Here is a 22,258-nt window from a genome sequence, read left to right on the forward strand (position 1 = left end):
TATTTAGCTTTTTGTAGCTTCCGCTCAGTAGCTTAGTGGCTAAGTAGCTCAGTAGCTTCTAAAGCAGCTTCGCCACTTCCTCAACAATATCCTTCGTGGCATTTACTTTTGCCAGTTTTGCTATATTTTCACTCAGCTTTCGCTGCTTGTCTGCATTATTTAGTAAATCTTCAAACACGGGCTGAAACTGCGTATTCAACTGTGCTTCCTTAAGCAATATTGCTCCACCCTTGTCTACCACTGCCTGCGCGTTCTTTGTCTGGTGGTCTTCGGCTACGTTAGGCGACGGGATAAAGATTACCGGCTTGCCCACGATGCACAACTCTGACACAGATGATGCGCCTGAGCGTGAAATCACCACATCTGCGGCGGCATAGACCAAATCCATCCTGTCAATAAACGAAAGTACCTTTACATCATCTTTATCACCGTAGTGTTGGTATTCTTCAAAATAGAACTTGCCACACTGCCATATCACCTGCACATTCTGGGCCTGCAGCCACGACAGCTCTTTGGCAATAAGCTGATTTATGCGGCGTGAGCCAAGGCTGCCACCGAGCACTAATAATGTCTTTTTATCAGGGTTCAGCTGGAATCTGTTGATTGCCTCTGCCCTGCTATTCTCTTCCAAAATGATATCAGAACGTACAGGGTTACCCGTAAATACTATCTTTTCTTTCGGGAAGAAACGCTCAAGCCCTTCATACGCCACGCATATCTTATGTGCCGTTTTTGCAAGCCATTTGTTGGTGATGCCCGGATAGGAATTTTGCTCCTGAATAACCGTCGGCACCCCGTTAGCTGCTGCTGCCCTTAAAAGCGGACCGCTCGCAAACCCCCCCGTGCCTATTACCACGTCGGGCTTAAAGCTTTTGACAATGCTTCGTGACTTCCACAAGCTGCTTATCAGCTTCAGCGGAAACATAGCATTGTCAAACGTAAGCCTGCGCTGTATGCCACTTATCCATAAACCCTCTATTTTATATCCTGCCTGCGGCACTTTTTGCATTTCCATCTTATCGCTTGCCCCAACAAACAGTATCTCGCAGTCGGGGTAGCGCACCTTTAATTCATCTGCAATAGCAATCGCAGGGTAGATATGCCCCCCTGTACCGCCGCCGCTAAGTATGAATTTTTGCTTACTCATTTTCTTTATAGCTTCTTAGCTACTGAGCCGCTTAGCTCCTTAGCTTTCCTTACTCATTTTCTTTATAAATTCTTAACTGCTGAGCCTCTTAGCTCCGTAGCTTTTTTCTACCCTCCTTAAGGCTAAGTAGCTTAGCAGCTAAGCGCTTACAGCTTTCCTCTAACCGCATCCATCGGGTTGCTTGTGTCTTCTATTGAATAGCCTGCCGGTTGTGCAAGGCCTAATGCTTCGGCTTCTTCTTGCTGCTTTTCGCGAAGCAGGTGTTCGTCTATTATACGCTGCAACGCTGCCTCACGCATTTCTTTCTCTTCTATCTCTGCTGCTATCTCTTCTTCTTTCTTGGTTACGCTGATGATGATGCCTATTGCGATACACGTCATCCAGACCGAACTACCTCCGGAACTTATCAGCGGGAGCGTTTGCCCCGTTACCGGAAGCAGCTCTACCGCTACGCCCATGTTGATGAGCGCCTGGAAGATAATAGGGAAGCCGAGCCCGACTATCAACAGCTTGCCGAACAGCGAGCGAGCCTTGTGTGCCGTTACCAGAAACCGGAAGAATAGCATGAGATACAGGAATATTACTCCAAGACCTCCAATAAGCCCGTATTCTTCAATAATTATGGCAAAGATGAAATCGGATGACGATTGCGGAAGGAAGTTTTTCTGCACGCTTTTGCCCGGTCGAGGCCATATATTTGTCCGGACGCGATGGCTATTTTAGCCTTTTCTATCTGGTAATCGTCTTCATTAGGCTCATCACTTGTAAAGCGGTCAATCCGGTTCATCCAGGTGTCAACCCTGTTGGGCATGGCATCCGGGAAGGCTTTTGCAAACAATATGAACAGCGTGAGCATACTTACCCCAATCCCGATGATAATGCCTAAATACCTGAGCGGATATTTCCCCACATATACCAGCATGCATACCATGCTGAAGATGAGGGCTGCCGTAGAAAAGTTAGCCGGAAGAATAAGCGCCAGTATACAGAAAACCGGAACCCATAATTCGAAGAACGATGATTTAAAGGTTATCTCTTTATCATGCACTTTGGCCAGGTACCGGGCCACATAAATCATAAGTACGATTGATGCCAGCGCCGATGTCTGGAATGTAACACCTATGAACGGCACTTTTATCCAGCGGCTGGCGTTGGCGCCATCTATCACCGTTCCCTGGAAAAAGGTGTAGATGAGCAATAATCCCACAATAGGCAGGGCGATTTGTGAGATACCCTTGTAATAGTGGTATGGCACTTTATGCACGAAATATATCAGCGCAAAGCCGATGAACACGTGCACCAGATGCTTCATGAGGTAGCCTATGGTTGAGCCCTTACCAACAACATACACCAGGTTTGAGCTGGCGCTGAACACCGGCATAAACGAGATGAGCGCAAGCAGCATCACGAATGACCAGATGCCCTTGTCGCCTTTTAAGTTATTGATTAGCTCTTTCATTTTTATCTTGTATTTGTCCCCCTGACTGAAGTCAGGGGCTATTGATGCTTACAAATTCTGGACTGCCAGTTTAAATTGCTTGCCCCTGTCTTCATAGTTCTCAAACAGGTCAAAGCTTGCGCATGCTGGTGAAAGTAATACGGTATCGCCCTTTTCAGAAAGCCTTTGTGCCATTTTCACACATTCCTGCATGCTGGTAGTTTCCACTAAAACATCCACAACATTGGCAAAAGCATTTATTATTTTTTGATTATCCACGCCCAGGCAAATGATGGCTTTTACTTTTTCGCGGACAAGCGGCATCAACTCGTCATAATCATTGCCTTTGTCAACACCACCTACAATCCACACCGTTGGCGTAATCATGCTCTCCAAAGCAAAAAAAGTGGCGTTTGTGTTGGTTGCCTTGCTGTCATTGATGTACTGCACGTTCTGTATCTTCAGCACTTTTTCAAGCCTGTGTTCCACCCCCTGGAAATTTGAAAGGCTCTCACGGATGGTATCCTTCCTTATCCTCATCAGCTGCGCAACAGCTGTAGCTGCCATGGCATTCTTTACATTGTGTTTCCCTTCAAGTGCGAGTTCGTTTATTGGCATGGTAAATTCTTCGTTTGTTATATTGCTTACTATTGTGTTGTCTTTTATGTAAATGCCTTCTTCCAAAATTTTTGTTAAAGAAAACGGTATTGCTTTACTCCTTGTTTTATTAGTTTCGAGCCACTTTGTTATCATTTCATCATCGGCATCATAAATCAGGAAATCATCCTCTGTCTGGTTCATGGTTATCCTGAACTTCGCCGCTATGTACTTCCCATAATCATACTCATACCTGTCAAGATGGTCAGGGCTTATGTTGGTTATCACCGCTATGTGCGGTGCATAATCCACTATCCCGTCAAGCTGAAAGCTGCTTAATTCCAGCACATAACCTTCAAACTTACCTTCAGCCACCTGCCATGCAAAGCTTTTCCCGATATTGCCCGCCAGCCCCATGTTGAGCCCGCCCTGTTTTATGAGATGGTGCATCAGCATGGTTGTCGTGGTCTTGCCATTGCTTCCCGTTATACCAATTGTCTGTAAGTCGATGAACTGCGATGCAAACTCAATTTCACTGATTACCGATATACCCTTAGCCTTCAAAGCTGTCACAATTGGCGATTTATCAGGTATGCCGGGGCTTTTCATCACCACATCTGCATTCAGCACCAGTTCTTCCGTATGCTTACCTTCTTCCCAATTCAGGCCGTTAAGCGCCAGAACTTCTTTATAGTTATCCTGTATCTTTCCGAAGTCAGACACAAAAACATCATATCCCTTTTTCTTCCCGAGAATGGCCGTGCCTACGCCGCTCTCGCCCCCACCCAATACCACAAGCCGCTTTGCCATACTACCTTAGTTTTAGTGATACCAGTGAAAAAATTGCCAGTAATATCGCCACAATCCAGAAGCGGGTTACAATCTTGCTCTCGTGGTAGCCTTTCTTCTGGTAGTGGTGGTGCAGCGGTGACATTAGGAATATCCTGCGGCCTTCGCCGTATTTCTTTTTCGTATATTTAAAATAGCTTACCTGCAGCACAACCGATAGATTCTCAGCCAGGAAGATGCCGCAAAGCACCGGTATCAGCAACTCTTTACGGACCGCGATGGCCAATACTGCTATGATTCCGCCAATGGTTAAACTACCCGTATCTCCCATAAATACTGATGCCGGATATGTGTTGTACCACAAGAACCCGATGAGCGAACCTACGAAGGCCGCTATGTAGACTGTCATCTCACCGGAGTTGGGTATATACATGATATTCAGGTAATTTGAGAATATAATATTACCTGAAACGAATGCAAATATCCCCAAAGCAAGGACGGAGATTGCAGACGTTCCTGCCGCGAGCCCGTCAATACCATCAGTCAGGTTAGCGCCGTTTGACACTGCCGTGATGATGAAAATCACTATCGGGATGAATATCAGCCAGGCATAATCCTGGTAGCCGTCACCCATAAACGACAGAATCTCAGCATAGTCAAACTCATTGTTTTTAAAGAACGGAATGGTAGTAGCTGTCGACTTTTCTTCAAGCCCGCCCTGTGAAATTACATTCTGCGTTGTATTGAAGATGTCAATACGCCCAGTATCTGTTCGAACCGTTACTGAGGGGTGGAAATACAGGATGTAACCTACAATCAACCCGAGGCCAATCTGCCCTACAACTTTAAACTTTCCTTTTAGACCCTCCTTATCTTTTTTGAATATCTTGATGTAATCGTCTATAAAACCGATAGTTCCCATCCAAAGCGTTGTAACGATAAGCAGCATCACGTAAATGTTATCAAGCTTGGCAAGCAACAACACAGGTATCAGTGTTGAGATAATGATGATAAGCCCTCCCATGGTTGGTGTACCTGCTTTTTGCGACTGTCCTTCAAGGCCCAGCTCGCGAACCGTCTCGCCAATTTGCTGCCTGCGCAGGAAGTTAATGATGCGCTTACCAAACACCGTTGAAATAAGCAGCGACAGTATAATTGCCATCCCCGAGCGGAAGGTAATGTACTGGAACACTCCCGTTCCGGGAACATCCATTCTATTCAGATACTCAAACAGATAGTATAGCATACTGCTTATTTATTAAGTTGCTCTAATAATTCTTTTACCACAGCCATATCATCAAAATCATGACGCACGCCGTTTATCTCCTGATAGGTTTCATGCCCTTTTCCGGCTATCAATATAATATCATTGGGCCTCGCCAGCTGGCACGCTATCTTTATAGCCTGTTTACGGTCAACCACAGATAGTGTCCGTTTGTAATTCTGTGGCTCCACGCCTTTTTCCATGTCTTCAATGATGTCTTCAGGCACTTCAGTCCTAGGGTTATCGCTGGTAAAAATGGCTTTATCACTCATTGATGATGCTATATGTGCCATCACCGGGCGCTTAGCCTTGTCACGATCGCCACCACAGCCTACAACAGTTATCACCTGCTCATTGCGCGTCCTGATGCCGTCAATTGTTTTCAATACATTCTCCAGTGCATCAGGAGTATGGGCGTAGTCTACAATAGCTGTAATTTTTGTGTCTGATATAATAAACTGAAACCTTCCGGAAACGCTTTCAAGCGTACTCATCAATCTCAATACTTCATTCTCTTCAAGGCCCAGATTAACTGCTGCTGCATAAATCGCCAGTAAATTATAAGCATTAAACGTACCTATAAGCTTCACCCACAGCTCATGCCCGTTTATCTTCAACAGCAGGCCTGAAAGCTGGTTTTCCAGTATCTGTGCCTTATAATCAGCATAAGTTTTCAACGCATAGGTCAGCTTTTTTGCAATGGTATTCTGCAGCATCACAATACCATTCTTATCGTCAATATTCGTCAGTGCAAAAGCCGTTTTCGGCAGCTGATCAAAGAACGTTTTCTTTACATCACGGTATTCGGCAAACGTAGCGTGATAGTCAAGGTGGTCATGGCTCAGATTAGTGAAAATACCTCCGGCGAACACCAGTCCTTCCGTCCTGTTTTGGTGTATGCCGTGTGAGCTTACTTCCATAAAACAGTAAGCTACACCTTCTTCTTCCATGTGCTTCAGGTAGCGGTTTATGGTAAGCGAATCAGGAGTGGTATGGGTTGCCTTAAATTCTTTCTTGTCAACCATAATCTTCACGGTTGAAAGCAGACCTGTTTTATAGCCCGCATTCATGAATAGCTGGTAAAGCAGTGAAGCTATGGTAGTCTTACCATTTGTACCAGTAACCCCAACAAGTTTGATATTCGATGATGGGTTTCCGTAAAAATTCGCAGCCATGTATGCCAGCGCTGCCGAAGCATTTTTTACCGTAACGTAAGTAACACTATCTTTAAGTTCGTCAGGAAGTGTTTCGCATACAACAGCCACAGCCCCAAGGCTTATAGCTTTATCAATGAAATTATGCCCGTCAGCCTGCGTACCGCGTATGGCTACAAAAACATCACCCGCAGCTATGTTGCGAGAATCAAACTCTATTTTGTTCACAGTAATATCTGTCGGCCCGTTAACCGATTCAATCGCTGTTCTGTATAGTATATCTTTTAAAACCATTTATGACAATTCAAGTGTTATGGTTTGTTGTTTTTTAAATGCGGTGCCCGGTGTAAGCGATTGTTTTTTTACTTTGCCTACGCCTATCACCTGTACCTTAAAGCCCATATTGCCAAGCAGTGCCACGGCATCCATACCGCTCATGCCTACAATGTTCGGCACAACGTTGCTATTTGTTTCTTTGCTCTTCTGCTCTCTGGCATAATACTGCGCATATAACTGTTCCTGCTTTGCAATTTTACTTTCAAGCTTTTTCACTTGGTTGGTAGAAGGCACATCGGTAAATATCTTTTGGGCAATACGCTTAAACACCGGCCCTGAAACGTCTGCTCCATAGTAACCTTTGCTTGTACTTGGCTTATGGATAATTACAATGCATGAATATTGCGGGTTATCTGCCGGGAAATAGCCTGCAAAAGATGACGAATAGAACATGCCTTCACCCTTACCGCCACCGTAATTCATCTGCGCTGTACCTGTCTTGCCTGCCATAGAGAAATCTTTTGAATACAGCTTAGAGCCTGTACCCTTCTTCACCACGTTCTCAAGTACAGCTTTCACTTTTTTTATTGTCGCCTGCGAACATATTTTTGGGTTGATGACTTCTTTATCAAACTTCTTGATTGTCCTGTCCCATTCTTTTATTTCCTGTACAAAAAGCGGCTTTACCATTTCACCATCGTTAGCTATTGCATTATAGAACGTCAGCGTTTGCAATGGGGTCATAGATACGTTATAGCCAAATGCCATCCAGGGAAGCGCAAGTTTCGACCATGATGCATCTCCGGGTTGAGGAATCATAGGCCTGCCCTCACCTTTTAGCGAGATGCCCAGTCTTTTGTTAAGCCCGAAATCATTCAGGTGGTCTACAAACTCCTGCGGGTTGTCTTTGTAATTTTCATAAACCGCCTGCACCAGCACCGTATTTGACGATACTTCAAAACCTCGTGCAAGTGATATTTTCCCGTATCCGCCCTTTTTTGAATCGCGCACATGGCGGCCGAAATAGGTAATATCCCCACCTTTAGAATCATATACCTGGCTGGTATCAACCTTCTTATCTTCAAGCAACGCTACAAGTCCGGCCAGTTTAAAAGTAGAACCCGGCTCATGCGACTCCCATACTGCATAATTAACGGTTTCCGCATAGCTTCCATCCTTTTGCCTGCCCAGGTTTGATATCGCTTTTACATAGCCTGTTTTCGTCTCCATAACTACCACACAACCATGGTCAGCCTCATAATACTCCAGCTGCTTCAGCAGGGCGTGGTGTGCAATATCCTGTATATAAACATCAATGGTAGAAACTACATCATACCCATCTACAGGCTCAACTTCATTGTTATCACCAATAGGCTTCCACTGCTTTTTGGCAATTTTCTGCATCATCCTGCGGCCATCTTTTCCATTCAAATATTTTGAAAAAGCGCCTTCAATACCTACCGTCAGGTTTTCACCTTTGTGGTCAACACGCTCATAACCAATGGTACGTTCGGCTATCCGGCCGATAGGATGCTCGCGGATGGTGCGTTGCTCCGTAATAATACCGCCTTTATAAGCCCCAAGCCTGAATAGCGGGAAGCTTTTAACGCGCATATATTCAGTATAGCTAAGGTTTCGCGCCACGAGATAATACCTGTTTTTGTTTGCACGAGCCTTGCGCAATTCGTTATAATAATGGCCCGAAGGCTTGCCAAACATTGCCGAAAGAGAATCAGCCAGCGGCTTTACATATTGTTTAAAATCTTCAGCCTTGGGTGCAAGCGCATCAAACCTTACTTTGTAATTAGGGATAGATGTGGCCAGCAAACTACCGTCAGCCGAATACACATTACCTTTGTTTGCCGGAATCACGAAGTCGCGCACTGTACGCTCTTTTGCCAGCTGGCGGTAATGGTCGCCATGCACCCACTGTATATTAGTAAGCTTTACTGTAATAAGGATAGCCATGATAAAAATCACGGCGGCAAGGATGTACATCCTGAAAGAGATATTTTTATCTTCTATTGCCATATCCTGTCAACAAGGCTTTTTTCTTCTTCTTTTAAAACTTTAATCTTTTTCGGCGGAACTGATGAAGGAAATATCTCCTTTACCTCCATTTTACGTGAGATAGTACTTTCCATCTTTAATTCCATAAGCTCTGAACGGCGGTCTACAAACTCTGATCTCAATTCTTTCACTTCATTTTCCAGTTCACTGATCCTGAACAGTTTCTCTTCGTAATTGTGCGAGTTGCCAATCATGATAATCGCAATGATGATAAGGAAAATAATGAAGCGCCAGTTACGCATAGACCCTTCATCTACAAGGTATTTTGCTTTTAAAAGGCTGTAAACACTGCTTTTCATCACTTATAACTTTTCAGCCACCCTAAGCTTTGCGCTGCGGGCACGGTTATTTACTGCAATCTCTTCATCTGTAGGCACAATCAGCTTTTCAATACTCCTGAAAGGCACCTCAAAATTCCCGAACACATCACGCTCCGGCTCACCTTCAAACATACCATTGCGCATAAAGCGTTTTACAAGCCTGTCTTCAAGTGAATGGTATGAAATGATACTCAGCCTCCCGCCGGTCTTTAAAACTTCCAGGGACTGTACTAAAAACTCCTTAAGCACCTCAATCTCCTGGTTTACCTCAATGCGGATAGCCTGGTATATCTGCGCCAATATTTTGTTGCTTTTATGCGCCGGCAGAAATTTTGCCAGCACCTGCTTCAGCTGCTCAGAATTTTTTATCGGGTGGCTTCTTCGTGCTGAAACAATGGTATTTGCTAAAGCCCCTGCATTCTTAAGCTCGCCAAAGTCATAAAAAACCCTCTTAAGTTCAGCCTCATCATATTCATTAACCACCACATAGGCATTAAGCTCATTCTTTTTACTCATCCGCATGTCAAGCTCGGCCTCAAAACGGGTAGAAAAACCGCGTTCCGGCACATCAAACTGATGCGATGACACACCAAGGTCAGCCAATATACCGTCAACCTGCTTCACGCCGTGAAAGCGCAAAAACCTTTTTATAAACCTAAAATTTTCCAGAATCAGCACAAAACGTTCATCTTTCAGCGCATTAGCATGCGCATCTTCATCCTGGTCAAAGGCAAAAAGTTTCCCGTTTTCACCAAGCCTGCTCAAAATTTCTTTTGAGTGCCCGCCGCCACCAAAGGTTACGTCTACATACACGCCGTCAGGCTTAATATTAAGCCCGTCAACAGTTTCCTTTAAAAGCACAGGGTTATGATATTCCATCTTCGCCATCATTTAGGTTACCCATCACTTCTTCAGCCAGGTCAGCAAAATCAACCACCGAGTCATCAATAGATTTCTCGTATTTGTCTTTATCCCAGATTTCTACAATATTCACCGCTGATGACAGCACCACATCTTTATCGATTTCCGCAAAAACCACAAGGTCGCGCGGAATTAAAAGTCTGCCAGCAGCGTCAATTTCCACTATTTTTACACCCGCCGTAAACCTCCGGATGAAATCATTATTCTTTTTCACAAACCTGTTCAGCTTGTTGATTTTAGCCATCATGACATTCCACTCTGCCATCGGATACAATTCAAGGCACGGCTGGAAAACAGAACGCTTCAGCACAAAACCGGCATCAAGCCCGGATGCAAGCTGCTTCTTCAAAGGCGCCGGAAGCATCAGCCTCCCCTTTGAATCCGCTTTACATTCGTATGTTCCTACTATGGCATTCAAGCAGTTACGTGTTTAATCATGATTAACGCAAATATAAAACAATATTTCCCACTCATTACCACTTTCTACCACTTTGTTGATAAGTTTTTCCATTTTAGATGGTTAGGAAAGGTACAGGTCCGAAATTAACACAGCTTTAACAGGAAAATTTAAACAATCAAAAACTCTGAAGTTTTGAAATTTTAAAATCATATATTTGCCGATATTGAATAGTTGCCCTATATATGCAAAGCACACACAAGGAAGGAAAGTACAGTTATTTTGAAGCCGGAGAAGGCACACCCATAATCATCCTTCACGGCCTTATGGGAGGTCTGAGTAATTTTGACGGCGTTGCCAATTATTTTCCGCAGCATGGATATAAAGTGGTGATTCCCGAATTGCCGATTTACACCCAAAGTATATTGAAAACCAATGTGAAGGCTTTTGCAAAGTGGGTTAAAGATTTCATTACCTATAAAGGTTTTGACAGGGTGATATTGCTGGGCAATTCTTTGGGAGGCCATATAGCGCTGTACCACACAAAAATGTACCCTGAAAAAATGCTTGGCCTTGTAATTACGGGAAGCTCAGGTCTTTACGAGAGCGCTATGGGTGACAGTTATCCGCGCCGCGGCGATTATGACTATATCCGGAAAAAAGCGCAGGATGTATTTTATGACCCGGCTGTTGCAACAAAAGAAATTGTTGATGAAGTATATGCGGTGGCGAATGACAGGATAAAGCTGATTAAAACACTGACTATTGCAAAGAGCGCCATACGCCACAACATGGCGAAGGATTTGCCGAAAATGCATGTGCCAACAGGTATAATCTGGGGTAAGAATGATAACGTAACGCCGCCGGAAGTAGCCGAGGAATTCCACACGTTGCTGCCAAACTCAACATTGTATTGGATTTACAAGTGCGGCCACGCTGCCATGATGGAGCACCCTGATGAGTTTAACCGCCTGATGCATGAATGGCTGAAGAAAACCGGATTGTAATTAAAATTAATTAAATGGTTAATGTTGTTGCAAATAAACTACCCCAGATAAAAGAACTTTTCAGAAAGTATCAGGCTGAAAGGGCATATTTGTTTGGCAGTGCTGCAACAGGAAAATTCAATGAAAAAAGCGATGTAGATTTTCTATTCAGTTTTCCCGAAAACATTGATTACGAGGTTTATGCAAATAATTACTTTGGTTTATTACATGAGCTTCAAACACTTTTAGAGCGTGATGTAGAACTTGTAGCTGAAAAGACATTAAAAAATCCTTTTTTGATTGAAAGCATAAATCAAAGTAAAATTGCATTACTATGAGCACGCTCCAAGAAAAAAAATTACTCATTGATATTCTTAATGCAGTAAACTCTATTGACGAGCATCTTGAATCGAAGCGTGTGTTTGAAGAGTATCTTTCAAATAAAACAAAACGCAGGGCTGTTGAACGTGAGCTTGAGATAATTGGCGAAGCCATGACAAAACTCTTGAAAATTAATCCTTCAATTTCCATATCTTATTCAAGGCTGATTGTTGACCTTCGAAATAAAGTCATTCATGCTTATGACAACATTGATGATATCCTGATATGGAAAGTTATAATGAAAGATATTCCTGTTCTTAAATCTGAAGTTGAAAAACTGTTATCCGATGAAAATTAATACTGCCGAGTTTGTAATTAGCAATTCTGATGTGAGCAAATGCCCTGCTGAGCGTTTGCCGGAGTATGCTTTTATCGGCAGGTCAAATGTTGGTAAGTCATCGCTTATCAATATGCTGACGAACCATAAAAGCCTTGCAAAAACATCGGGAAAGCCCGGTAAAACACAGCTTATCAATCATTTCAAGATAAACAGCAATTGGTTTTTGGTAGACTTACCGGGATATGGTTATGCACGGGTATCAAAGAAAACCAAGGAAACATTCCAAAAGTTCATCACCGACTATTTCGAAAGGCGCGAGCAGCTGGTTTGTGCTTTCGTGCTTATCGATATCAGGCACGAAGCCCAGAAAATTGACCTGGAGTTCATTACTTACCTTGGCGAAACTGAAGTGCCGTTCTGCATTGTATTTACCAAAGCCGACAAAATAAGCCGCGGACGTGCCGAGCAGCACGTTGCCGCTTATAAAAAAGCGCTCTTAGCCAATAACTGGGAAGATATGCCACAGTACTTCATCACCTCATCAGAAGACGGTACAGGCCGCGATGCCTTATTAGCTTATATTGATGAAGTGAACCAGGGAATTTTTGATAACCAGGATTTTATTTAATCACCGTGACTTGTTTCTTCATGGCGTAGTTGGTAAAGCGCTGGCCATTATACTCCACTTCCTGCTGTTTAACTAATTCGTATCCTTGCTTAAGAAAAAAAGGCCTAGCGGTAATTGAAACATTTACCGTGATTGTTTTGACTTCTGACTGAGTCGCAAAAGCTTCGACAGCTTTTACCAATTCCTTAGCTATACCCCTGCCCTGATAATCTTTATGCACAAAAAGATGGTCAAAATATCCCGTGCCATCTATATCGGCAAAGCCGCATAATACACCATCCATTTCGGCAACTATAGTGTAATGTTGCAGAAGTTTGGGACCCCAGCGCTCCGCATCAATATCTACAGGTGCCCAGGCATCTAGCTGTGCCTGTGTATAATCTTTCGCATTGATAGCATGTACCGTTCCACGAAATAATTCTATCAAGGCATACAGATCTTCAGCACGATACCGGCGCAAAACAACATCGCTCATGATTACTTCTGCTTCAGCTCCAGCTTTTCTGCAAAGTAATCGCAGAAATCTTTCATAGTGTCAGCCATCTTTTTGTCGCCGGTAGCACGCTCATAGGTATCGCTCATAGATACCAATGTCTGGTGGAAGAAGGTTTTCATCTCATCAACCGGCATATCTTTCGTCCACAGGTCAATACGCATGCTTTCCTGTGGCTTGCTGTCCCATACGGATAGCATCACGGCTTTGGTCTCCTGGTTTACCACGCCGCCGTCACGGGCAGTCCACCACAATTTTTCCGGTACGCGGTTTTCATCAAGTTCAACAAGAAAGTTTATTTCAGATTTTAAGTTTGTCTTAGCCATTCGTCTTTTTTGGTTTGTATTTAGAGTTTTCAAAGATGGTCTTCGCGTCCATCATCAGCAATTGCTGCAAAGGTACATCTTTATGGTTTTGGGCGTAGGCCCGTACAATATGCCAGCCAATCCACTGCCCAATCCTGCCGGGCGATTCATTATCTATCTCCAGGTAAAATTTAGAGAACGGCGCCGGGTTTATAAAGCGGCCCGGCAATTTTGAGTCGGTATCATACAGTATTTTGTTCTCTACAAAATAGCGCCATATTTCTTCCTCGTTGGCCTCGGCCCACTTCTGCTGCTCTTCGGTATAGCCCATTTTTTCAGCATCAGTATAATCAGGTATCAGCAGGTCTTTCATATATAGCTGTTTGCCATAGTATATCATCTGGCTCAGCAGGTCACGGTCGCGTACAGGCGGTATTTTAGTTTCAGCAAAAGCTTTTGCTGCATCAGGCATAATCTGCCTCGGTTCAAAGTTCTGTTTCTGGTAAGTCGGGAATTCGTAAAACCTGTGGCCTTTACCAAGGTAGAGGTCAAGCGATACCAGCATAAGCGAATCGGCATAGATAACCTTAGATTCATAATCCATTTCCGAAATCAGCGTAATGACTTTTGGCGTACGGAAATCAGGATAGTAATATTTTATATGCTGGAAAAGTGAATAAAAATCTTCTTGTAATGCCGTAGTATTCGGGAATTTCTTTTCTACTTCCTGATGAAGCTCCTGAAGCAAAGGGTCTTTAATTTTGTCAGTCCAAACCGCGTCAGGATTGCCGGCCGGGAAAAAGAAAGGATATTTTTGCTTTACAGCGCTTATATCATTTGGGTTGCTTTCGTAAAATTCTTTATCAAAACGCTCTATGTCAATTTTACCAACTTTTACGGCAGCTACTTTTTCTTCTACTTTCTCTTTCTCGTCTTTACATGATGCTGCCATTATTAGTACAAAAGCCAAAAGAAAAAACTTCTTCATAATTTAAAATTTTATTAAGAAAAATCCCGAATTAATATGTCTAACTTTAAAAATTATTTTGGTGCAAATATACGCCACCCCAACCAAACAAAATAAGTTTATGCCAACTACTACTTTTAAAGCAGAAGAAATAACCAAACATATTGTTGACTGGCTGCGAAGCTATGCAGAGAACGCTAAAGTGAAAGGATTTGTTGTAGGCATCTCAGGCGGGATAGATTCTGCCGTAACCTCAACGCTTTGTGCGCTTACAGGGATGCCAACCCTTTGCATTGAAATGCCCATACACCAGGCGCCGAGCCACGTAACGCGCGCACAGGAACATATTACAGCACTAAAAAAGCGCTTCAGCAATGTAAGCGATGCCCGGGCCGACCTTACCCCTGTTTTTGATACTTTTAAACATCATGTGCCTGAAGGTGACGATAAAGCACGCCTTGACCTTACGCTGGCTAATACCCGTGCAAGGCTAAGGATGACTACACTGTATTACTTTGCCGGGCTGCACCAGGCGCTTGTAGCAGGTACAGGCAATAAGGTGGAAGATTTTGGTGTGGGATTTTTTACTAAATATGGTGATGGCGGGGTTGACCTGAGCCCGATTGCCGACCTGAAGAAAAGCCAGGTGCGCGAACTGGCAAAATACCTTATGGTGCCTGACAGCATTGTGCAGGCTAAGCCTACTGACGGTTTATTTGGTGATGACCGCAGTGATGAAGACCAGCTGGGTGCAAGCTATGATGAGCTGGAATGGGCTATGGAACAGATGGAAGCAGGTAAAGACGAAAATGAATTTGCAGGAAGACAACAGGAAGTTTTTAAAATATACAAAAGGCTCAACACTATAAACCAGCATAAGATGCAGCCGATACCTGTATGTGAGATTCCCTTAAATTTGACATAAAATTCTTTCATTCACAATACTTTAAGATAATAATTAGGTAACTTTACTATATAAGTTTTAATTAAAAATTGCAATCATGATTAAACTATGTCTGGCAGATAATCATCCGGTAGTGCACTACGGCATGAAGACCTACTTTAAAGAGAATGCGGAAATAAGTTTTGTTGGTGTTGTAAATAATCTTGACAGCCTGATTGACGTGCTTTCAAAGAAAACGGTTGATGCCGCTGTGGTTGACCTTGAGCTTGAAGGCCTCACCAGCATCAGCGCTGTAAAATCGCTTGTAAAAGAATTTCCTGATACCAGAATAATAATTTTCACCAACCTTGCCGAACAGATTTATGCGCCAAATGCATTAAAAGCAGGCGTATCTGCATACCTGCATAAAAGCGCTAAGATGGAAGACCTTGAAGCTGCCATTAAAAAAGTAAATGAGGGCGAAATCATTTTTAGCGATGCCGTGAAGAAAAACCTTGCGCTGCTTAATAAAGGCAAAAAGTCGGAAAGGCTGTACCGCAAGCTGTCATCGCGCGAAATTGAGGTGCTGCGCTACCTCAGCGAAGGCAAAAAAAATAAGGAAATTGCGAAGTTGCTTGACCTGAACGAAAAAACAATAAGCACCTACAAGCTGCGCCTGCTTACGAAACTGCATGTAACTAACCTTGTAGATTTGGTGAATAAGGCGAAAACACTTGATATTGTTTAAAATCAGCTACGAGCTATAACGCGACATTACCCTGCCTAATCTTACAGAAAACGAATTAACCAGCTTTTGGTAATCCATTGCCATAGAGAGGGTTTCGGTATTATCATCTTCAGGTTTGGTATTGGCAAGGCTGTTACGCAGCTCATTAATGATGCTGTCAACTAGGTACCAACGCAGCGTAAGTATGGTTTCCTGTACGTATTGTGCTATGGTTTGGCCTTTTTGTTTTACAATGATTTGCTGGCCTTCCCAGTTGTGCAGCAGTTCACGTTCTTCTTCCATTAAAATATCGGTAACTTCACGGGCAAGTTCAGGCTCAAGGTGCATGAGGTATTGCTCTGTTTCAAACTTCTCGTTAGCCTGGTAATAGGCTATCAGGCTTTCATATATAGCTTTAAAGAGAGGATTGGCCAATTCAGTCTCATCTTCCTGCAGACTTAAGAAAATGCGCTCATAGACCTTATATTCCTTTTTTTCGGTTACTTGTTTCAGCTCACCGTCTTCATCTGCCTTAAGCAAAATATCTTCAAACTCTTCTGTTTCCCCGCCGTAAAGCAAAAGTATTTCAATAATTTTTCGCTCAAGCTCGTACAGCACATCAACTTTTGCAGCTGTTTGCTGTGACTCACTCTTTACAACATCAAAAGCCTTTTCCCTCTGTTCTTCCTTAAACTTCTTACCAGCATCGGCCAAATCTTTCTGCACCAGCTGCGCCAGTGTACTTGACAATACCTGCTCGGAAATATCCATGATCCTGGCAACTTCCTGTATATAAATTTCCCGCTGGATACGGTCTGGTATCTTACCAATACTGGTAACCATATCACGTATGAGCCCTGCTTTTTTTACAGGGTCGTTTGCTGCTTCGTCCATAAGTAATGATGCTTTGAACTGGATAAAGTCTTTGGCATTATTCTCCAGGTGGTTTACAAGCGCTTCATAGGTATTATTCTTCGCAAAACTGTCAGGATCTTCGCCTTCCGGGAAAGTGCATACCTTTACGTTCATTCCTTCTTCCAGAATAAGGTCGATACCACGTATAGCAGCGCGTAAACCTGCTGCGTCACCATCAAAAAGTACGGTGATGTTTTTGGTAAGGCGGTTGATAAGCCTAATCTGGTCGGGTGTTAATGCTGTCCCTGATGATGCCACCACGTTCTCCACACCTGCCTGGTGCAGCTGTATCACATCTGTATAGCCCTCTACTAAATAGCAGTTATCCTGTTTAGCAATAGCCTGCTTAGCGTGATAAATACCGTACAGCACTTTGCTTTTGTGGTAGATATCGCTTTCAGGGGAATTAAGGTATTTGGCAACTTTCTTATCATTACCAAGAATCCTCCCACCAAAGCCTAATACTCTGCCCGACATGCTTTGGATGGGAAACATCACCCTGCCCCGGAAACGGTCAATATGCCTGCCATCTTCACGCAGGATAGACAACCCGGTTTTCTCAAGATATTCAGCCTTATACCCTTTTCCTAAAGCTTCCGCAGTAAATGCGTCCCAAACTTCAGGTGAATAGCCCAGCCCAAACTTCTTTATTGTTTCACCTGTAAAGCCACGCTCTTTGAAATACGAGTAGCCAATAGCACGGCCTTCATCAGTATTTAGCAATGTATTGTGGAAATACTTTTGTGCAAATTCAGACACCAGGTACATGCTTTCGCGCTCATCGGCCTGTTCACGGTCCTGGTCGGTTTGCTGGGTCTCCTCAATCTCTATGTTATATTTTTTGGCAAGATAGCGTATGGCTTCAGGATAAGTAAAATGCTCATGTTCCATAAGGAATGCTACAGCATTTCCGCCTTTCCCGGAACTAAAATCTTTCCAAATCTGTTTTACAGGAGATACCATGAACGAGGGCGACTTTTCATTACTGAAGGGGCTAAGGCCTTTGAGGTTGCTGCCCGCACGTTTCAATTGCACAAAATCACCGATAACCTCCTCAACACGGGCGGTTTCAAATACGGTATCAATTGTAGCTTTAGATATCACTTTGGATCAAGTTTCAAAGTGTCAAAGTTACAAAGTTTACATACATTAGGCCTTACGAACTTTGAAAGTTCACACATATGTAAATTAAGCCGCTTTTTTACCATCAACTTCAAAACAGATTATGCTTTGCAGCATACCCAGTTTTGCATTCTCATTTTCGTAAGCTTTGCAAAGCTTCAGGTGGTTTTCCTTCATTTCAATAAGGCAACGTTCATATATTGCCTCACGCGACTGCAGGTCTTTCCGGGTAAGGTTAGTCTTAATCTCCAGTATGCACCTGTGCAGGTAAGGGTCGCTTATGTAGGTTTCGGCATAGTCTTCCTGGTAATTCTCCGTCAGGTTAAAATCTATGAGTTCAAACTCGTGGGCCTCGAGCTTTTGAAGCACCATTCCCGGTACAGATTTGTCACGCTTTCCCGGGTCGTTAGGCAGGTCAAAGTCCCCGTCATACTTAAAAGTTACAGTGTAATTATCCATGGCGGCAATTTTTATTTAAAATTAGCAAGCGCGCCTGAAATCCTGAAACGGATTAACATTACACTATGATAATTAAATAGTTAATTTCTAAAAACACTCATAGCCGGGAGTGCTTTTGCATCAAAATCCCATAGCGCCTGATTCTCATATGCAGAACCATTTGTAGCTTCAGGGCCGTTGAAGGAAATCCACTCACCTCCCCAATAACAAAAGCCAAGGCCATATTCCACAGATATTTCTTTAATCTTAGCCAGATAAGCTGCCTGTCCCTCAGGGGTTGCGGGGTATTGCGGCAATATCTGGTCCTGGCTGCCAATAATGTTGTTTGTAAAGTCATTATACCCAAACGTAAATGGGTATGATGTTTCGGCAATTACAACAGGTTTACTATGGGCAAGAAACAGTGCCTGCATATTTGCCTGTAACTGGTTCAGGTTTTTGCCGTGCCACATAGGGTAATAAGACAAACCAATAAGATCGTAGTCTAAATCAATAAAATTGCTGTAGAAACTCGCAGCCCCTTCATACCCTGCATAATGGAGCATAATCACCGCATCTGAATTTTCCCTTACCGCACGGCAGCCTTCTGCCAAAAGGCCTTTAAGTTGTTCCATATTAGCATAAGCTCCTTCAGGAAACAGGAACCCTGCGTTTATCTCATTGCCGATTTGAATATAGTCCGGACCAATCCCTGTAACAATTTGTTTTGTATAGTTGTAAACACTTGCTTTAAGCTGTGCATAGCTTTGCCCCGACCACTCTGCAGGCTTTTCCTGATGCGCGGGATCTGCCCAAGTGTCACTGTAATGCACCGTGAGCCATACTTTCATTCCCTTGTTTCTTATTTCTTCGGCGAAAGTCTTTACTTCATTAAAGCCTGAATGCCCGTCAGCCGGGTTTTTAAACAGGCGCAGGCGTATGGTATTTACCCCTGCATTTTTAAGCGTTGTAAGCATATCTTCCGGTTGCCCGGCCGCGTTCTTGACAATAACTCCTGATGTACGCACCTGCGATATAAAAGAGCCATCTGCAGCTATAATGTACTCTGGAAAATATGTACCTATATTCTCAACTTCCGTACCTGTGCACGAAATTATTATAGCGAAAAACAAATACAACGCAATTTGTTTCATAATTATCTTTTGATGACAAGGTATTAAAAAAGGCGCCCCAACCGGAGCGCCTTCTCTCAAAAAGTACAAAACTAACCCTAACGTAATTAATTGAAATCGAATCTTACACCCATTGAAAGGTTTTGTGCATCAACAGTATTGTTTGCAAATACCGGCTGCAGGTCATACTTGGCATATAGCGCTACCTCACCAAAACCTATGTAAGCGCTAAGCCCGTATGTAAAGTCATTCACATTGAAATCACCTTTTTCTTTATGCTTCACTTTGTGGTCATCCTGAGTATACTTCAGTATTTGCTTCTCTTTTACGTTTATCCCTGCATAACCGCCAAAACCAATACGAAGGCTTTTGTGCGAAGGGAAGTAAGTAACATCACCGTTAACTTTCTTCGGTGTAAAATCAAACTCAAGGTGCACCGGTACAACAAGGTTTACGTAACGGAAACGGCTAACTTTAAGATCAAGGCCTGAGTCTGCAAGTGTTGTCTGCCCATCAGGTGTTGTTACAAACTTACGGTTGTTTTCAGGGCGCAGGTTGTTATATTGTAATGATAGCCCGTACTTGATATGCAGTAAGTTATTGTTTTTAAGCATCCTTGTATTAAAACTGATACCCCACTCATAAAAATCAGACCTGTCTTTAAAGTTATCATGGTCAATCTTATCGTCAACTACCAATCGGTTCAACCCTAGTGCGAAAACAAATTGTGATGTTGTTCTCTTGTAGCTGTATTGCTTTAGTGTATCATTTTCATTCTCTTTCTTATCGCCCTTCTTAAAAGAGAAAACAAATTTGTCATTTTCTTTCGGCAGCTTGCCTTCAACTTTATCGTTTATAAGCTGTTCAAGTTTAGCCTGTTCAGCATTTAAGCCATCTTCAATTTTTTTAGCGCGCATGTCGGCAAGTTGCTGTTTTCTCGTTTCAGCTTGTGCGGCAGTAATTGTTCCGGCTGAGAGTTGCTGGTTTACCTGTTCAACCTCAATTTTAAGCGAATCTTTCTGTGTTTTGGTTATGGTTTCCATGTTTTTAGAAATGGCATCTACCCTTTCGCTGAATGTTTCCTGTGCTTTAAGTTTGGTAGCTGCAAGGCATAGCAGTGCCGCTACATAAAAAGTAATCGTTTTCATGTTCTTGATGATTTAAATATGTAATTAATGATTGTTACTTATGGTTTCTGTTTGCTACAGATGTTTTTACGGTGTTGTAATTTTTTACAATGGCCTGCATAGCCTTATTCCTGAAGCTGCTGTCAAGTTCACCCTCAACAGATGAAAGCAATGATTTAGCATTAACCTTTACAGCAGGCTTTTTAGCTTCATCAGTATCAGCGGCGGCTGCAAGCAGTATTTCGGCTTCGTTGGCTACCGGTTTCTCTACAATAATTTCATTTTTAGTGGCTTGAGCAACAGCTCCTTCAATATTTACCGGGTACTGTACTGCTACTGCTGGCTTATGTTTTTTTTGAAGGACATTTGGTGCAGCAGTTCCGGTTTTGGTTTCAGATGCAGTTGTTACAGCCACTGCCTCTTCTTTAGCATTTATAGCCTGGTTTACTACTGCAGACTCTGTTTCGGTTTTAGCAGCTTCTTGCATCAATGGCTCCTCTGTTGCTGTAGCTACCTGTACGTCAGTACTTTTTACTTCAGTAGCGTCATTATTATCTCCCTGCTTCAGGAAAATCGTCCCCAGCAAAAGGAACCCCAAAAAACTAGCAGCAATATACATCCATGCCCTCTTGCTTTTCTTTGGTTTTGCAGTTTTTTCTTCAGCAACCGAAAGCATCGCATCAAGCCTGTCCCACGCCATTTCCCGTGGCTGTATAGTGCGCTTTTCAAGCTTTTCCCTAACTATATCATCAAACTTATTCGGTTCCATTTACGTAATTTTTTTGTTTGTTAATCTGCTCCTGCAGCATTTTCCTTGCATGCGATAATTGAGATTTTGATGTCCCTTCACTAATCCCCAGCATTTTTGCAATTTCCTGGTGCTTAAAACCTTCTATCGCATAAAGGTTAAAAACCATTTTATATCCGTCCGGCAGGCTGTCTATCAGCGTTTGTATGTCTTCTACCGAAAAGTGGCTTTCAATGTTATTGAACGTATCTTCTACATAAAACTCATCTTCCAGAAACCCGACCTTCTTCTGCACCCTGATGTATGAAATACATTCATTTACCATTATCCGCCGTATCCAACCTTCAAAACTGCCCTTGTGCTCAAATGCTTTCAGGTTGGTAAAGACTTTCATAAATGCTGTAATCATTATGTCTTCAGCCTGGTGCAGGTCTTTTATATATTGCCTGCAAATACTCAGCATCTTAGGCGAATACTTTGAGTATATCTTCTGCTGGGCATGCCGGTTGCTTTCGGCGGCCAGCCTTATGATATCTTTTTCTTCCTGGTGTAATGCTATTACTTTCAAAACAAGTCTTATTGGTTAGTGGCCTGTTCGTCTCACCGCTTTCAGCCGGACTTCTAAATACATAGACGAGCCGTTTCCAAAAATGGTTGCATGGCCATCAAAAAAATTTACACAAAAGTATCAATTATTTAATATCTTATTGAAAACAAGGTTCTTACATAAATAAAAAAAGCTGCCCTTTCAG

23 protein-coding genes and 1 pseudogene are annotated in these 22,258 nt (G+C 43.0%); 6 read left to right on the top strand and 18 right to left on the bottom strand.

The features are described from left to right. Nucleotides 1–58 precede the first annotated feature (58 nt). The 9 genes and pseudogenes from murG to mraZ form a co-directional block, all read right to left on the bottom strand. A complete protein-coding gene (gene murG, locus LRS05_RS00730) occupies nucleotides 59–1,147 on the bottom strand; it encodes an undecaprenyldiphospho-muramoylpentapeptide beta-N-acetylglucosaminyltransferase (protein WP_257866557.1) in 1,089 nt (362 codons plus the stop codon). A gap of 146 nt (nucleotides 1,148–1,293) precedes the next feature. After that, a pseudogene (locus LRS05_RS00735) lies at nucleotides 1,294–2,606 on the bottom strand (FtsW/RodA/SpoVE family cell cycle protein). Nucleotides 2,607–2,654: 48 nt separating this feature from the next. Then, on the bottom strand, nucleotides 2,655–3,992 hold the full coding sequence (gene murD, locus LRS05_RS00740; RefSeq protein ID WP_257866558.1) for a UDP-N-acetylmuramoyl-L-alanine--D-glutamate ligase: 1,338 nt from the start codon (nucleotides 3,990–3,992) through the stop codon (nucleotides 2,655–2,657). A gap of 1 nt (nucleotide 3,993) precedes the next feature. Beyond that, complete coding sequence (gene mraY, locus LRS05_RS00745) at nucleotides 3,994–5,217, bottom strand: phospho-N-acetylmuramoyl-pentapeptide-transferase (protein ID WP_257866559.1); 1,224 nt, start codon at nucleotides 5,215–5,217, stop codon at nucleotides 3,994–3,996. A 5-nt stretch (nucleotides 5,218–5,222) separates the two neighbouring features. Next, a complete protein-coding gene (locus tag LRS05_RS00750; protein ID WP_257866560.1) occupies nucleotides 5,223–6,683 on the bottom strand; it encodes a UDP-N-acetylmuramoyl-L-alanyl-D-glutamate--2,6-diaminopimelate ligase in 1,461 nt (486 codons plus the stop codon). After that, complete coding sequence (locus LRS05_RS00755) at nucleotides 6,684–8,696, bottom strand: penicillin-binding protein (protein ID WP_257866561.1); 2,013 nt, start codon at nucleotides 8,694–8,696, stop codon at nucleotides 6,684–6,686. It lies immediately after the preceding gene. Next, nucleotides 8,687–9,034 (bottom strand): FtsL-like putative cell division protein, encoded by a 348-nt coding sequence (locus tag LRS05_RS00760; protein WP_257866562.1) that lies wholly within the window; start codon nucleotides 9,032–9,034, stop codon nucleotides 8,687–8,689. The genes LRS05_RS00755 and LRS05_RS00760 overlap by 10 nt, the downstream gene beginning before the upstream one ends. Nucleotides 9,035–9,037: 3 nt before the next feature. Beyond that, nucleotides 9,038–9,946 carry a 16S rRNA (cytosine(1402)-N(4))-methyltransferase RsmH gene (gene rsmH / locus LRS05_RS00765; protein WP_257866563.1) on the bottom strand — a complete coding sequence of 303 codons (909 nt, stop codon included), beginning with the start codon at nucleotides 9,944–9,946 and terminating at the stop codon, nucleotides 9,038–9,040. After that, nucleotides 9,921–10,394, bottom strand: coding sequence for a division/cell wall cluster transcriptional repressor MraZ (gene mraZ / locus LRS05_RS00770; RefSeq protein WP_257866564.1), 474 nt, complete (start codon nucleotides 10,392–10,394; stop codon nucleotides 9,921–9,923). The genes rsmH and mraZ overlap by 26 nt, the downstream gene beginning before the upstream one ends. Before the next feature lie 224 nt (nucleotides 10,395–10,618). Here mraZ and LRS05_RS00775 point away from each other — a divergent pair, with 224 nt between their 5' ends. The 4 genes from LRS05_RS00775 to yihA are packed head-to-tail and all read left to right on the top strand — an operon-like array spanning nucleotide 10,619 to nucleotide 12,648. Further along, nucleotides 10,619–11,380 (top strand): alpha/beta fold hydrolase, encoded by a 762-nt coding sequence (locus LRS05_RS00775; RefSeq protein ID WP_257866565.1) that lies wholly within the window; start codon nucleotides 10,619–10,621, stop codon nucleotides 11,378–11,380. 14 nt (nucleotides 11,381–11,394) lie between these two features. Further along, nucleotides 11,395–11,697, top strand: coding sequence for a nucleotidyltransferase family protein (locus tag LRS05_RS00780; protein ID WP_257866566.1), 303 nt, complete (start codon nucleotides 11,395–11,397; stop codon nucleotides 11,695–11,697). After that, the gene (locus tag LRS05_RS00785; protein WP_257866567.1) at nucleotides 11,694–12,038 is read left to right on the top strand and encodes a DUF86 domain-containing protein; all 345 of its coding nucleotides are present in this window, start codon (nucleotides 11,694–11,696) and stop codon (nucleotides 12,036–12,038) included. The genes LRS05_RS00780 and LRS05_RS00785 overlap by 4 nt, the downstream gene beginning before the upstream one ends. Continuing rightward, complete coding sequence (yihA, locus tag LRS05_RS00790) at nucleotides 12,028–12,648, top strand: ribosome biogenesis GTP-binding protein YihA/YsxC (protein WP_257866568.1); 621 nt, start codon at nucleotides 12,028–12,030, stop codon at nucleotides 12,646–12,648. The genes LRS05_RS00785 and yihA overlap by 11 nt, the downstream gene beginning before the upstream one ends. Here yihA and LRS05_RS00795 read toward each other — a convergent pair. Genes LRS05_RS00795 through gldB form a run of 3 tightly spaced genes read right to left on the bottom strand, consistent with a single transcriptional unit; the run spans nucleotide 12,641 to nucleotide 14,434 of the window. Then, nucleotides 12,641–13,123, bottom strand: a complete 483-nt coding sequence (locus tag LRS05_RS00795; RefSeq protein WP_257866569.1) for a GNAT family N-acetyltransferase — start codon at nucleotides 13,121–13,123, stop codon at nucleotides 12,641–12,643. The genes yihA and LRS05_RS00795 overlap by 8 nt on opposite strands. A 2-nt stretch (nucleotides 13,124–13,125) precedes the next feature. After that, nucleotides 13,126–13,467 carry a gliding motility protein GldC gene (gldC, locus tag LRS05_RS00800; protein WP_257866570.1) on the bottom strand — a complete coding sequence of 114 codons (342 nt, stop codon included), beginning with the start codon at nucleotides 13,465–13,467 and terminating at the stop codon, nucleotides 13,126–13,128. Beyond that, nucleotides 13,460–14,434: a gliding motility lipoprotein GldB gene (gene gldB / locus LRS05_RS00805; RefSeq protein ID WP_257866571.1), complete on the bottom strand. Its 975-nt coding sequence runs from the start codon at nucleotides 14,432–14,434 to the stop codon at nucleotides 13,460–13,462. The genes gldC and gldB overlap by 8 nt, the downstream gene beginning before the upstream one ends. Before the next feature lie 100 nt (nucleotides 14,435–14,534). Between gldB and nadE the strand changes: the two genes are divergently transcribed. Both nadE and LRS05_RS00815 read left to right on the top strand, forming a co-directional pair. Further along, the gene (gene nadE, locus LRS05_RS00810; protein ID WP_257866572.1) at nucleotides 14,535–15,338 is read left to right on the top strand and encodes an NAD(+) synthase; all 804 of its coding nucleotides are present in this window, start codon (nucleotides 14,535–14,537) and stop codon (nucleotides 15,336–15,338) included. A gap of 76 nt (nucleotides 15,339–15,414) precedes the next feature. Continuing rightward, nucleotides 15,415–16,044, top strand: coding sequence for a response regulator transcription factor (locus tag LRS05_RS00815; protein ID WP_257866573.1), 630 nt, complete (start codon nucleotides 15,415–15,417; stop codon nucleotides 16,042–16,044). 6 nt (nucleotides 16,045–16,050) lie between these two features. On the opposite strand, the gene dnaG is transcribed toward LRS05_RS00815, so the two are convergent. The 6 genes from dnaG to LRS05_RS00845 all read right to left on the bottom strand — a co-directional run bounded on the left by dnaG (nucleotide 16,051) and on the right by LRS05_RS00845 (nucleotide 22,074). Then, entirely contained in the window at nucleotides 16,051–18,042 is a 1,992-nt protein-coding gene (dnaG, locus tag LRS05_RS00820; RefSeq protein WP_257866574.1) for a DNA primase, read from the bottom strand. 84 nt (nucleotides 18,043–18,126) lie between these two features. Further along, complete coding sequence (locus tag LRS05_RS00825) at nucleotides 18,127–18,519, bottom strand: hypothetical protein (protein WP_257866575.1); 393 nt, start codon at nucleotides 18,517–18,519, stop codon at nucleotides 18,127–18,129. An 80-nt stretch (nucleotides 18,520–18,599) separates the two neighbouring features. After that, nucleotides 18,600–19,652, bottom strand: coding sequence for an arabinogalactan endo-1,4-beta-galactosidase (locus LRS05_RS00830; protein WP_257866576.1), 1,053 nt, complete (start codon nucleotides 19,650–19,652; stop codon nucleotides 18,600–18,602). Between the two features lie 86 nt (nucleotides 19,653–19,738). After that, nucleotides 19,739–20,779 (bottom strand): hypothetical protein, encoded by a 1,041-nt coding sequence (locus LRS05_RS00835; protein ID WP_257866577.1) that lies wholly within the window; start codon nucleotides 20,777–20,779, stop codon nucleotides 19,739–19,741. A 34-nt stretch (nucleotides 20,780–20,813) separates the two neighbouring features. Further along, nucleotides 20,814–21,527: a hypothetical protein gene (locus LRS05_RS00840; RefSeq protein ID WP_257866578.1), complete on the bottom strand. Its 714-nt coding sequence runs from the start codon at nucleotides 21,525–21,527 to the stop codon at nucleotides 20,814–20,816. Next, nucleotides 21,514–22,074, bottom strand: a complete 561-nt coding sequence (locus tag LRS05_RS00845; protein WP_257866579.1) for an RNA polymerase sigma factor — start codon at nucleotides 22,072–22,074, stop codon at nucleotides 21,514–21,516. Before LRS05_RS00845 ends, LRS05_RS00840 begins: the two co-directional genes overlap by 14 nt. Between the last annotated feature and the right edge of the window lie 184 nt (nucleotides 22,075–22,258).

The sequence above is a fragment of the Flavobacterium sp. J372 genome (assembly GCF_024699965.1).
Classification (GTDB): domain Bacteria; phylum Bacteroidota; class Bacteroidia; order Flavobacteriales; family Flavobacteriaceae; genus Flavobacterium.